Origin of the sequence: Paraburkholderia fungorum, assembly GCF_046027215.1 — a bacterium.
Classification (GTDB): Bacteria; Pseudomonadota; Gammaproteobacteria; order Burkholderiales; family Burkholderiaceae; genus Paraburkholderia; species Paraburkholderia fungorum_D.
This window is the reverse complement of sequence record NZ_JAQQEN010000001.1, coordinates 473,633-485,664: the sequence shown is the minus strand read 5'-3', so window position 1 is coordinate 485,664 and position 12,032 is coordinate 473,633. Positions and strand designations below refer to the sequence as shown.

Sequence of the window (12,032 nt, the reverse complement as noted above, 5' to 3'; positions counted from 1 at the left end):
CCTTCCCTTTCCGTTAAAATCCAAGGTTTAGCACTTCGCTCCACGGCCACGTCGTGCGCTCCGGCGTTTGCGGCGCGGCCCTATGCCCGAAAGGCACTTCATGCTCACGTTTCAGCAAATCATCCTGACACTGCAGTCCTATTGGGACAAACAGGGTTGCGCGTTGCTCCAGCCGATCGACATGGAAGTCGGCGCGGGCACGTCTCACGTCCACACCTTCCTGCGCGCGGTCGGCCCGGAACCGTGGCGCGCCGCCTATGTGCAGCCGTCGCGCCGTCCGAAAGACGGGCGTTATGGCGAGAACCCGAATCGTCTGCAGCACTATTACCAGTACCAGGTCGTGCTGAAGCCGGCGCCGGAAGACATCCTCGATCTGTACCTCGGCTCGCTGGCGGCGCTCGGCTTCGATCTGAAACAGAACGACGTGCGCTTCGTCGAGGACGACTGGGAAAACCCCACGCTGGGCGCCTGGGGCCTTGGCTGGGAAGTGTGGCTGAACGGCATGGAAGTGACCCAGTTCACCTACTTCCAGCAGGTCGGCGGTCTGGACTGCAAGCCGGTGCTCGGTGAAATCACCTACGGTCTCGAGCGTCTGGCCATGTATCTGCAGAAGGTCGAGAACGTCTACGACCTGGTCTGGACCGAATGGGAAGAGCAAGGGCCGAACGGCCCGGAAATCCGTCGCCTGACATACGGCGACGTGTATCACCAGAACGAGGTCGAACAGTCGACCTATAACTTCGAATACGCGAACGTCGAGTTGCTGTTCTCGATCTTCAACAGCTACGAAGCGGAAGCGAAGCGCATGATCGAAGCGCAGATCGCGCTGCCCGCTTATGAACTGGTGCTGAAGGCCGGTCACACATTCAACCTGCTCGACGCGCGTGGCGCGATTTCCGTCACGGAACGCGCGGCGTATATCGGCCGCATCCGTGCCCTGTCGAAGCTGGTTGCCCAGGCTTACTACGATTCGCGCGAAAAGCTCGGCTTCCCGATGCTCGGCAATCCGGTGCACGGCGTGCCCGGCCTCACGACCGACGCACAGGATGCCGCAATGCCCGCGTGGGCGCCGCCGCTGAAAGTCGAACGCAAGATCGATCCGGACTGACGAGACCACCCAGAAATGACTCATCCCCATCAAGCTACCCTGCTCGTCGAACTGCTGACCGAAGAACTGCCGCCGAAGGCGCTCGCGCGTCTGGGCGACGCCTTCGCCGAAGGTATTGCGCAGCGCCTCGCGGCGCGCGATCTGATCGAAGGCGAGTTGTCATTCGAACGCTATGCCACGCCGCGCCGTCTTGCCGTCACGATCAGGAACGTGCGCGCGGTTGCGCCGGAAAAACACGTGCGCGAAAAAGTGCTGCCGGTTTCCGTCGCGCTGGATAAAGACGGCCAGCCCACCGCGCCGCTTGCCAAGAAACTGGCCGCGCTCGGCTTTCCCGATTTTTCGGTGAACGACCTGGAACGCGCGTCTGACGGCAAGGCTGACGCCTTCTTCCTGCGCTATGCCGCGCCGGGCGCCACGCTCGCCGAAGGCTTGCAAACCGCACTCGACGAAACGCTCGCCAAGCTGCCGATTCCGAAGGTCATGACGTACCAGCGCCCGGACGGCACCAATGTGCAGTTCGTGCGTCCGGTGCATCGCCTGACCACCCTGCACGGGGAACAGGTCGTGCCGGTCACCGCGCTGGGCGTCGACGCCGACGACACCACGCTCGGCCATCGTTTCCTGTCGGAAGGTTTCGTGCAGATCCAGCACGCGGATACGTACGCCGAGACGCTGCTGCATAAAGCCCACGTGGTCGCGAATTTCGCCGACCGCAAGGAAACCATTCGCACGCACCTGCTCGCGCAAGCTGACGGCGATCAGGTGGTGATGCCCGAAGCGTTGCTGGACGAAGTGACGTCGCTGGTGGAATGGCCGGTGGTCTACGCCTGCCGCTTCGAGGACGAATTCCTGCAAGTGCCGCAGGAATGCCTGATCCTCACAATGCAGACGAACCAGAAATACTTCGCGCTGACGGATGCGAACGGCAAGCTGCGTTCGCGCTTCCTGATTGTCTCGAACATCGAAACCAAAACGCCGGGCGATATCGTCGAAGGCAACGAACGTGTGGTACGCCCGCGCCTGGCCGACGCCAAGTTCTTCTTCGAGCAGGACAAGAAGAAGCCGCTGGCGGATCGCGTGCCGCTGCTCGCGAACGTCGTGTATCACAACAAGCTGGGCTCGGCGCTGCAACGCGTCGAGCGCGTTGAAGCGCTGGCCGGCGCGATTGCCACGCTGATCGGCGCGGACGCCGCGCTGGCCAAGCGCGCCGCGCGTCTGGCGAAGGCGGATCTGATCACCGACATGGTCGGCGAATTCCCCGAACTGCAAGGCGCGATGGGCACGTACTACGCGCGCCACGACGGCGAGCCGGAAGAAGTCGCGCTCGCGTGCTCGGAACACTATCAGCCGCGTTTCTCCGGCGATGCGTTGCCGGCCACGGCAACCGGCACGGTCGTCGCGCTGGCCGACAAGCTGGAAACGCTGGTCGGCATCTGGGGCATCGGTCTGCAGCCTACCGGCGAAAAAGATCCGTTCGCGTTGCGCCGCCACGCGCTCGGCGTGCTGCGGATTCTGGTCGAGAAGCAATTGCCGGTCGATCTGATCGAACTGCTGCGCACCGCTTACGCGCAATTCGCCGCCGTGCCGAACGTCACCGATTCGACGCAAGCGATCTACGAATTCTGCATGGACCGTCTGCGCGGCTTGCTGCGTGAGCGTGGCTATGCAATTGGTGAAATCGACGCCGTGCTGGCACTGAACCCCACGCGCCTCGACGACATCGTTGCGCGTCTGGACGCAGTGCGTGAATTCGCGTCGCTGGCCGAAGCGGCATCGCTCGCCGCCGCCAACAAGCGCATCTCGAACATCTTGAAGAAGTCCGAAGGCGCGGCAACTGGCGGCGTACAGATCGCGCTGCTGACCGAGGCGGCGGAAAAAGCCTTGCATGCCCAGCTCGAACAGGTCGCGCCGCGTGTGCAATCGCAACTCGCCGCGCGCGACTACACGGGCGCGCTAACCGCGCTCGCCGCATTGCGCGAGCCGGTCGACACGTTCTTTAACGACGTGATGGTCAACGCCGAAGATCCGGCGTTGCGCGCCAATCGTCTGGCCTTGCTCGGCGCGCTGCATCAGCAGATGAACTGCGTCGCCGACATTTCCCGGCTCGCCGCCTGAGCCCCGCGCCATGCCCACCAAAAAAGTGGTGATCCTGGACCGCGACGGCGTGATCAACGTCGATTCCGACGCGTTCATCAAGTCGCCGGACGAATGGGTCGCGCTGCCGGGCTCGCTCGAAGCGATCGCGCGTCTGAACCAGGCGGGTTATCGCGTAGCCATCGCGACGAATCAGTCGGGCATCGGCCGGGGTCTCTTCGACATGAACGCGCTCAACGCGATGCATCTGAAAATGCATCGCATGGCGGCGACGGTCGGCGGGCGCATTGAAGCGGTGTTCTTCTGTCCGCACACGGCGCAAGACCATTGCGAATGCCGCAAGCCGAAGCCGGGCATGCTGAAGATGATCGCCGAGCGCTTCGAAGTCCATCCGGAAGATACACCGGTGGTCGGCGACGCGATGCGCGACCTGCAAGCCGGCGCGGTCCTCGGCCATCCGACCCATCTGGTGCTGACGGGCAAGGGCCGCAAAACGCTCGAAGCGGGCGGCCTGCCAGAAGGCACGAAGGTGCACGACGATCTGCGCGCATTCGCGCTCGACTTCCTCTCCGACGCTCACGAGTAATGCGCACCATGCGCGTTTCCACCCTTCACTGACCACGCCGATGCGCTTCATTCGTTCCTCCCTGCTGCTGATCTACTTCGTCGTATTCACGGTGCCGTACGCGACCGCGTGTTTCATCGCGTTCCCGTTCATGCGCGCCGACCGCCGCTACTGGATGGCTGCGGGCTGGTGCGCTACCACGCTGCATGTGGTGCGCTGGCTAAACGGCATCCGCTACCGGATCGAAGGCTACGAGAACCTGCCTGACGGCCCGGCTGTGCTGTTGTCGAAGCATCAGTCGGCGTGGGAAACGCTGGCGTTTCCGGCACTGATGCCGCGGCCGCTGTGCTACGTCTTCAAGCGCGAACTGCTCTACGTACCGTTTTTCGGCTGGGCGTTGGGCATGCTGAAGATGGTTCATATCGACCGCAAGGAAGGCAAGTACGCGTTCGAATCCGTCATCCGGCAAGGCAAGGCGCGCATGGCAGAAGGGGCCTGGGTCATCATGTTTCCGGAAGGCACGCGCACGCCGACCGGCAAGCAAGGCAAATATAAAACCGGCGGCGCGCGTTTCGCGATTGCGAGCGGGGCACCGGTCGTACCGATCGCGCACAACGCCGGACGTGTGTGGCCTCGCAACTCGTTTCTCAAATATGCGGGTATAGTCACAGTGTCGATCGGCAAACCGATCGAGACGACGGGGCTCACGCCCGATGAAGTGAACACGCGCGTCGAACAGTGGATCGAAGCTGAAATGCGTCGCATCGATCCTACCGCGTACCGCGCGACGGAAAACCGTTCCGCCGCCGCACCAATCTGACGCGCCCACGCCCTCGATGGCGTATTTGCGCGAAGCCGAATCCGATGCAGAAGTCTCCTACGTCGCAGCCCGCTGCGGCGCTTGATAGCCGGCAACTCGATCTCCCGCTCTTCGCCGAGCCGGGTTCGACGTCGTCGTCCCCTACACCGTCTGCTGCCTCCGGCTCGCCGGGCTCACACACCGGACAGCAGCCGGCCGTGCCGCTTGCGCCGGACGGCAGCAAACTGCGCAGCCTGACCATTGGCTCGCGCACGCTGCACTACGTGCTCAAGCGCTCGGCTCGCCGTTCGATTGGTTTTGCGATCGACAGCACCGGCCTGATGATCACCGCACCACGCTGGGTCACGCTCGCCGATATCGAAACCGCGATCACCGAAAAGCAGCGCTGGATTTTCACGAAGCTGATCGAATGGCAGACGCGCGTCGAGCAGCGCGCATTGCCCAAGGTCGACTGGAAAGACGGCGCGGAAGTGCCGTATCTCGGCCAGCCGGTGCGCGTGACACTCGGCTCGCCGCAGGGCACGCTAGCGTTCAACGCGGACGAAGCGGCGCTGCAATTACCGCTGCCCTTGCAAGCCGATCCGCAGCAGATCAAGGACCGCGTGCAAGGCTGGCTGCAAGGCGAAGCGAAGCGTCTGTTCGGAGAGCGCCTCGCGATTTACGCGGAGAAGCTCGGCGTCAACTATCGCGCGTATGCGCTCTCTTCAGCGGCCACGCGTTGGGGCAGTTGTTCGAGCGATGGCAAGATTCGTCTGAACTGGCGGCTGATTCACTTCCCGCTGTCGATCATCGATTACGTCGTCGCGCACGAACTCGCCCACCTGCGCGAGATGAATCACAGTCCGCGTTTCTGGCAGACGGTTGAATCAATTTTTCCGGAATTCCGCGAAGCGCGGCAGACGTTGAAGTCACACCCGCCGGAGTTGCTGCCAACGCTGTAACGGCAGCACGCGAGGCCGGCGCCGTGCAGGCGCCGCCTCTACCACCACGCGTGGATCACTCCGTGCAGAAGGTCTCGTGCAAATGACGCCACGCCACCTTGCCGTGCGCGTCGAGGTCCATCACCGCGGTCGAGCGCCGCACGTTCGCATTGCCCGCGTTGTCGCGCTGGTATTCACGATATTTCACCACGGCGCCCGACGGGTACTCCGCGATGAGCGCCATCTCCCTGATTTGAATCTTCGAGCCGGGACGCGCACCGTTCAGCTTCGCAAAAGTGTCACGCAGGCTGGCGCGATCCAGTACGGCGCCGGACGGCATGACGAGCGTGAATGACGGCGCGAAGCGGTTCATGATCCGATCCAGTGCGCCGGCGTCCGCTGAACCGTCAAACAGGGTCTGGATTTCGACGTGGATGTTCTCGAGTTCTTCGAAGTAGGGATTGCTGTTATTCATTGCTTGACCTCGCCCAGCTGCCCGATTAATTTTTCTTCTGAATAAACTCGATCTTGTAACCGTCCGGATCGGTGACGAAAGCGATTACGGTGGTGCCGTGTTTCATCGGGCCGGCTTCACGAACAACCGTGCCGCCTTGCGCCTTGATTTTGTCGCATGCGGCGTACGCGTCTTCGACTTCAACGGCGAGATGTCCGAAGCCGGTGCCGAGGTCGTACGACGGCGTGTCCCAGTTATGCGTGAGTTCGAGAACGGTGCCGTCGCGCTCGTCTTCATAACCGACGAATGCGAGGGTGAATTTGCCCTCAGGATAATCGTGGCGGCGCAGCAGTTTCATGCCGAGGAGCTCGGTGTAAAACTTGATCGAACGGTCCAGGTCGCCGACCCGGAGCATGGTGTGTAGCAGGCGCATCGTGTACTCCCGGTTGCTTGATGTCGAGAGCGTAAATGTACCCGGAATCACGCCGCGCTGCAGAGCGCGGGGCACGCCGCGGACGTGCCCCGACGCGACTCAGGCCGGGTTTTTCGCTTCGTCGCGTAACGCGCGCCGCAAAATTTTGCCGACGTTGGTCTTCGGCAGCTCGGTGCGGAACTCCACGATCTTGGGCCGCTTGTAGCCGGTGAGCTGCGCCTTGCAGAACGCAAAAATCTCATCCTCCGTCAGCGCCGGATCCTTCTTCACGACGTATAGCTTCACAACCTCGCCCGCCTCGACATCCGGCACGCCAACCGCGACGACCTCGAACACGCCAGGATGCTTCGCGACGACATCTTCGACTTCGTTCGGATAGACGTTAAAGCCCGACACCAGAATCATGTCCTTCTTGCGATCGACGATCTTGACGAAACCCTCTTCGGTCATCAGGCCGATATCGCCGGATTTGAAGAAGCCGTCTGGCGTCATGACCTTGGCGGTTTCGTCTGGACGATTCCAGTAACCGGCCATCACTTGCGGTCCGCGAATGCAGATTTCGCCGCGCTCGCCGAGCGGCACGTCATTGCCGGCGTCGTCGCGAATCGCGATGTCAGTGGATGGCAACGGCAAGCCGACGGTGCCGGTGAAAGCGGTAGAGCCCGGCAAATTGGTGGTGGCGCATGGCGAGGTTTCCGACAGCCCATAGCCTTCGACAATCGGCACGCCCGTCAATGCCTGCCAGCGCTGCGCGACCGCTTGCTGCACCGCCATGCCGCCGCCATTCGACTGCACCAGCTTTGAGAAGTCGAGCGTGCCGAGATCGGGCTCGTTGAGCAGCGCGTTGTACATCGTGTTGACGCCGGGAAAAGAGTTGATCGCGTAGCCTTGCAGCGCCTTGATCAGTCCCGGCAGATCACGCGGATTCGGAATCAGGATGCCCATGCCGCCGCAGCGCAGCGTCAGCAAACCGCAGACCGTCAGCCCAAAGATGTGATACAGCGGCAGCGCAACCACGGTGATGTACTGCTTGATATCGGGCCTGGCCCGGTACACCGGCTCGCGCCACAATTCCGATTGCAGGATGTTGGCGATCAGGTTGCGATGCAAAAGCGTCGCGCCTTTCGACACGCCCGTCGTACCGCCGGTGTATTGCAGCACCGCGACATCGTCGCCAGTCAGCGTGACGGGCGTAAAACCCGCGTCCGCGCCGCGTGCGATCGCATCGTTAAACGCAATGCGCGCCGTGACATTGTCGCCGGCTTCCGGACTGCCTGTGCCAAGCATCTCGCCAATCGATGTCAGCACGACATGCTTGATCGACGTGCGCGATTGCACCGCGCTGAGCGTGTTGGCAAAGGGTTCGAGCAGCACGATTGCCTGAGCGCCGCTGTCGTTCAGCTGATGCTCGAGTTCGCGCGGCGTGTACAGCGGGTTGACGTTCACGACCACATAACCCGCACGCAGAATCGCCGCCATGGCCACCGGATATTGCAGTACGTTCGGCAGCATCACCGCGATACGCGCGCCGCGTTCCAGGCCCTGCGCCTGGAACCAGGCAGCAAGATGACGCGAACGCTCATCGAGCTCGGCGTAGGTCAACTCGCGCCCCATGCAGACAAACGCACGCTCCGTTGCGTTCGTCCGGAAGCTTTGCTCGAGCAGATCGCCAACGGAACTGAACTGCGTAGCGTCGATCTCGGCCGGCACGCCGGCCGGATACGACTTCAACCAGATTTTTTCCATGTCTTCTCCCTATCGTTTCGCATCGCGACGCGTGAGTGCGCGATGCGCCGGTTCGCCGCTGTGCCGATGAGCCGGTGCACCGGTTTGAGCCGTATGGTCTTCAGCGCGCGGCGAGCGCGGGCATGCGCCGCGTGGGCCTGTCAAAGCATGCGAAGAAGGTTCGCAGTTGCTCCGCCGTGCCACGTTCCAGCACTACTGTGCCGCTCTCGATGCCGTTCGGCAACTGCGCCGCCATGTCGCGCAGCATGCCGTACAAGGTGCCGGTTTCCAGTGCGAGTTGCACATCGATTGAAACCGGCGTGCGCTCGTGAATCTGCAATACGCCACGCCGCAATTCGAGTGCGTATGTTTCGTCGCGATCCGTCACTCGGAACGCCAGCGTCATATGCACTTTCGCGCAACTCGCGGGATCGACGTTGACGCTAAAGCGCTGGAACACGTTGCGCAGCGGTTGGGCGCGCAACACGTCCGCCGACGCCAGGCTCGCACTGCCCGCGAACGGCAGTTCGTCGTAAGCGTGTTCGAGTTCGCGTGCCGCGCTCAGATACCAGTTGCGCCAGTTGGTGTTCACCGTGCGATAGCCGAGTTCGCGCAACGCCTTCGCCTTGATCGTGCGTGCGTCGGCGTCGTTCGAGTCGAGGTGCACCAGTAGCGTGGCCAGTTCGGCGGCCCAACGCCAGTCGGAGTCGTCCAGCGCAGCGAGCGCAGCCGCGCGCACCGCTGGCGCGCCGCCCATCATCTCGATCATGCGCCGCGTACGCTCCACGCGCGGCAGCGGATCGAGCGAAGCCGGGTCGCCGTCGAACCAGCCCAGCTGACCGCTATACACCTGCCGCACCGAATGCTTGACCGTGCCGTAATACTCGCCAAGCCACGCGTGCTCCGCGAGATGCGGCGGCAGCGCGGGAATCGCTTCAGCGAGTTCGTCCGGGCTCAGACCGAAATTCATGTGCCGGATAGTCTGGTCGTGGATGAACTGAATTGCGTCACGATATACGCACAGCACGTCGGCCACATACTTCGCGCCCGACACCGGCCGGCCATGCGCCGGCACCATGTGCGTTGCGTTGAAGCTGCGCATCATGTCGATGGTCTGGTACCAGCGCACCGGATCGCGATAACGCGTGCCACGCAGCGTATGCACATTCGCGAGACACTCGCCCTGAATGACTTCGGCCGACAGCAGCACGCCGAGATCGGGCAGCCACATGACGATTTCGTCGTCGGCTTCGGAAGGCGCGTAGCGGAATTCGAAGCGCACGCCGGCCAGCACGATGTCGAGTTGATCGTCGAACACGCGGGTCGGCGCGAAGAAACTCGCCGGCTCGGCGACCAGCACCGGCCCAATACCCGCATTGACCTTGCCGGTCGCGCCGGCCGGCAGCAGCGTGCCGAAGCTGTAGGCCGAACGCGTTGCGAGAATCGGCGCCACGAGGTTCGCGTTGTTGATAACCGTCTCCATCAACGAGCGATGCGCGATGATTTCGACACTGCCCGCTTCGAGCGCGGCTTCGTCGACGAAAGCGCGCACGCCACCGGTGTGGTCCGTGTGATTGTGTGTGTAAACCATGGCCTTGACCGGCAATGCCGCGTGCCGCGGATCGATCGCGCAGAAGTCGCGGTAGATCTGCCGGGCGGCCGATACGGCCTCCGTTGCGTCGATCACCACGATACCGTCGTCGCCCACCACGAAGATGATGTTGGCGATCGCATAACCGACTGCGCAATACACGCGCTCAGCCACGCGATAGATACGCTGCGCCATGCGGCGCGAATGCTCGGTGAGACGCGGCGGCACGGTCGGTGCGGCAACGGCGAAGGCGAGATTCACGCCGGCGTCGAACGCGACGTCGAGCGGTTCGCCGACGTGTGGCGCGTCGAAAGCAGGATTGCGGACCAGCTCGGGGCAACATGGGGTCATGCGATGTCTCCTTGAAATTTCCGGCCGCGCTGGGCGAACACGCGCCATGTGTCATTCCATCAATTAATCAGAACCGGAATTCTGGTTCCGTTTTTTAGCAAAAAATTTTTGGGGCCAAAAAATCAGTTGTCGGGCAGACCGAAACAGCGCCGCAAGCGGCTTTGCAACCATGGCCGCAATCGCCCGCTGGTCAGCGACAGCGGACCTGGATCGTTCAGCACGCTATTGACGAGCATGCCCAGGATCAATTGCAGCGTGGCGCGCACTTCGAAATCGAGCGCGCGGGCGGTGGCGCCCTCGGGCATGACGCCGCGCGCCCGCGCCAAGGCAGCGACCAGGCGCGGCACGATCAGCGCGAGGACCTCGTGATTGGTTGCCTTCACCGCATCCCAACTGGCTTTGCGCTGCGAGGCCCGCAAAAGCGATGCGTGATACAGCCCGCGATTGCGCCGGAAGGCCCGCACGTAAATCGAAATCGCCGCGTCGGCGAGCATGCCCGCGTCATTGGAGCGCCAGGCGGGATCCCGTTCGACCGCCTCGCGGATACGCTCGAGCCCCTCTTTCATCGCTGCGTCCTGAAGGACTTCAAAGAAGCTGTCCTTATTATCGAAGCGCCGATAGAAGGCGCCGATCGAGGTGTCGGCGCGCTCGACGATGTCGTTGATCGACAGATCGTCGAGATTGCCGCTTGCCTCGATCAATTCGCGCCCGGCCTGCAGCATGCGTACGAGCCCCTGCTGGCTGCGCGTCTGGCGCGGCGCCGCGACGGCGCCCGGCAGCGATTCGCGGCTGCCCATTGAACTCGTGGTCATGCGGATTCGATCCTGGTGGATGGCCGGGGCGAGAGACGATTCACGGCAAACCGGAACTGGGATTCCGAATCGTCCGCGAACGGAGCCGCCTTGTCAACCGCATTCAGGGTAATCACGGGACTGCCGTTTCGGGATGCAACAGGCCGTGCGCAGCGCGGTTGGCGTCGTCCATGATCTGCTCGGCAAGCCCCTGCGCCGAATGCGCGGCAGGCGATGGCGTGCGCTCGGCCAGATACACCAACGCGAATTCGAGCCCCAGACGCGGCGGATTGCTGACCGGAATACGCGCGAGCCGCCGCGCTTGCAGATCGCGACGCACCGCCGAGGCGGTCGAGAACATGAACGCATCGGTCCGCGCCACGACGTCTTTCAGGACCGCCACATCGTTACACTCGATTTGCAACGGAATCTGCTCATGCGCGCGATATTTGAGCAGGCGATGCAGCGCGTCCTTCATGAACGGCGGCAAACTCACGGATACCAGCGGGAAGTCGCGCAACGCCGAGAGCGACACGCTGCCACGCGCGAACAGCGGATGGTCGGGCCGCGCGAACCAGCCGCCTTCGTGACGGGGCAGGCGCTGCATCGTGACATCGGGCGTCACGGGCGGCACGCGGCGGTCGGTGACCAGAAAGTCGATCTGTTCGGCGCGCAACTTCGCGAGCAGGCCATCGCCATCGCCAAGTTCGATCGACACCTTGATCTTGGGAAAGCGCCGCGCAAACTCCACCAGCAGATCCGGTAGCAGCACGACCGCCGCATACGGGCCAAGGCCGATGCGCACCTCGCCGAGCTCATGCGTCCTGAGCAATTCGACGTCGCGAAACAGGCAGCGCGTTTCGAACAACACGCGCCGGGCACGTTCGACCAGCAGCCGTCCCGCCGCGGTCATCGCGACACCGCGGGTGGCGCGGTCGAACAGCTTCATGCCGATTTCTTCCTCGAGCGCCTGAATGCTGCGGCTCAGCGCCGGCTGACTCAGATGCACCCGCTCGGCCGCACGCGCGAAGCTGCCTTCCTCCGCGAGCGCAATCAGATGGGTAAGGCGGCGGGAATTGACCTCATGCATGTCTTGCAAGCTCCCGATGATGAGAATGCACTTGAATAATTCAGTTATACCACCTCAAATGGGCGAAAACCCAGCGCCTCGCGCCAATTA

11 protein-coding genes are annotated in these 12,032 nt (G+C 62.9%); 5 read left to right on the top strand and 6 right to left on the bottom strand.

What is annotated here, in order from left to right; all coding sequences use genetic code 11:
- The first annotated feature begins 100 nt into the window (after positions 1-100).
- The 5 genes from glyQ to PQR27_RS02130 are packed head-to-tail and all read left to right on the top strand — an operon-like array spanning position 101 to position 5,528.
- Positions 101-1,108 (top strand): glycine--tRNA ligase subunit alpha, encoded by a 1,008-nt coding sequence (gene glyQ / locus PQR27_RS02150; protein ID WP_408525381.1) that lies wholly within the window; start codon positions 101-103, stop codon positions 1,106-1,108.
- A gap of 15 nt (positions 1,109-1,123) precedes the next feature.
- Positions 1,124-3,223, top strand: coding sequence for a glycine--tRNA ligase subunit beta (gene glyS / locus PQR27_RS02145; RefSeq protein ID WP_408522086.1), 2,100 nt, complete (start codon positions 1,124-1,126; stop codon positions 3,221-3,223).
- Between the two features lie 10 nt (positions 3,224-3,233).
- A complete protein-coding gene (gene gmhB / locus PQR27_RS02140) occupies positions 3,234-3,788 on the top strand; it encodes a D-glycero-beta-D-manno-heptose 1,7-bisphosphate 7-phosphatase (protein ID WP_408522085.1) in 555 nt (184 codons plus the stop codon).
- Positions 3,789-3,828: 40 nt separating this feature from the next.
- A complete protein-coding gene (locus PQR27_RS02135) occupies positions 3,829-4,587 on the top strand; it encodes a lysophospholipid acyltransferase family protein (RefSeq protein ID WP_408522084.1) in 759 nt (252 codons plus the stop codon).
- Between the two features lie 44 nt (positions 4,588-4,631).
- A complete protein-coding gene (locus PQR27_RS02130; RefSeq protein WP_408522083.1) occupies positions 4,632-5,528 on the top strand; it encodes a M48 family metallopeptidase in 897 nt (298 codons plus the stop codon).
- 55 nt (positions 5,529-5,583) lie between these two features.
- Here the strand turns inward: PQR27_RS02130 and PQR27_RS02125 are convergent, their stop codons facing one another.
- The 6 genes from PQR27_RS02125 to PQR27_RS02100 all read right to left on the bottom strand — a co-directional run bounded on the left by PQR27_RS02125 (position 5,584) and on the right by PQR27_RS02100 (position 11,942).
- Positions 5,584-5,982: a hypothetical protein gene (locus PQR27_RS02125; protein ID WP_408522082.1), complete on the bottom strand. Its 399-nt coding sequence runs from the start codon at positions 5,980-5,982 to the stop codon at positions 5,584-5,586.
- Between the two features lie 25 nt (positions 5,983-6,007).
- Entirely contained in the window at positions 6,008-6,394 is a 387-nt protein-coding gene (gene gloA / locus PQR27_RS02120; RefSeq protein WP_408522081.1) for a lactoylglutathione lyase, read from the bottom strand.
- Between the two features lie 99 nt (positions 6,395-6,493).
- Positions 6,494-8,140: a long-chain-fatty-acid--CoA ligase gene (locus tag PQR27_RS02115; protein ID WP_408522080.1), complete on the bottom strand. Its 1,647-nt coding sequence runs from the start codon at positions 8,138-8,140 to the stop codon at positions 6,494-6,496.
- Between the two features lie 100 nt (positions 8,141-8,240).
- Positions 8,241-10,061, bottom strand: coding sequence for an alkyl sulfatase dimerization domain-containing protein (locus PQR27_RS02110; RefSeq protein WP_408522079.1), 1,821 nt, complete (start codon positions 10,059-10,061; stop codon positions 8,241-8,243).
- Positions 10,062-10,183: 122 nt separating this feature from the next.
- Positions 10,184-10,873 carry a TetR/AcrR family transcriptional regulator gene (locus tag PQR27_RS02105; RefSeq protein WP_408522078.1) on the bottom strand — a complete coding sequence of 230 codons (690 nt, stop codon included), beginning with the start codon at positions 10,871-10,873 and terminating at the stop codon, positions 10,184-10,186.
- Positions 10,874-10,985: 112 nt separating this feature from the next.
- A complete protein-coding gene (locus PQR27_RS02100; protein WP_408522077.1) occupies positions 10,986-11,942 on the bottom strand; it encodes a LysR family transcriptional regulator in 957 nt (318 codons plus the stop codon).
- Positions 11,943-12,032 lie beyond the last annotated feature (90 nt).

Coding starts and splice junctions, on each gene's coding strand:
- glyQ (WP_408525381.1), top strand. CDS start 101: ATGCTCACGTTTCAGCAAATCATCCTGACACTGCAGTCCTATTGGGAC.
- glyS (WP_408522086.1), top strand. CDS start 1,124: ATGACTCATCCCCATCAAGCTACCCTGCTCGTCGAACTGCTGACCGAA.
- gmhB (WP_408522085.1), top strand. CDS start 3,234: ATGCCCACCAAAAAAGTGGTGATCCTGGACCGCGACGGCGTGATCAAC.
- PQR27_RS02135 (WP_408522084.1), top strand. CDS start 3,829: ATGCGCTTCATTCGTTCCTCCCTGCTGCTGATCTACTTCGTCGTATTC.
- PQR27_RS02130 (WP_408522083.1), top strand. CDS start 4,632: ATGCAGAAGTCTCCTACGTCGCAGCCCGCTGCGGCGCTTGATAGCCGG.
- PQR27_RS02125 (WP_408522082.1), bottom strand. CDS start 5,982: ATGAATAACAGCAATCCCTACTTCGAAGAACTCGAGAACATCCACGTC.
- gloA (WP_408522081.1), bottom strand. CDS start 6,394: ATGCGCCTGCTACACACCATGCTCCGGGTCGGCGACCTGGACCGTTCG.
- PQR27_RS02115 (WP_408522080.1), bottom strand. CDS start 8,140: ATGGAAAAAATCTGGTTGAAGTCGTATCCGGCCGGCGTGCCGGCCGAG.
- PQR27_RS02110 (WP_408522079.1), bottom strand. CDS start 10,061: ATGACCCCATGTTGCCCCGAGCTGGTCCGCAATCCTGCTTTCGACGCG.
- PQR27_RS02105 (WP_408522078.1), bottom strand. CDS start 10,873: ATGACCACGAGTTCAATGGGCAGCCGCGAATCGCTGCCGGGCGCCGTC.
- PQR27_RS02100 (WP_408522077.1), bottom strand. CDS start 11,942: ATGCATGAGGTCAATTCCCGCCGCCTTACCCATCTGATTGCGCTCGCG.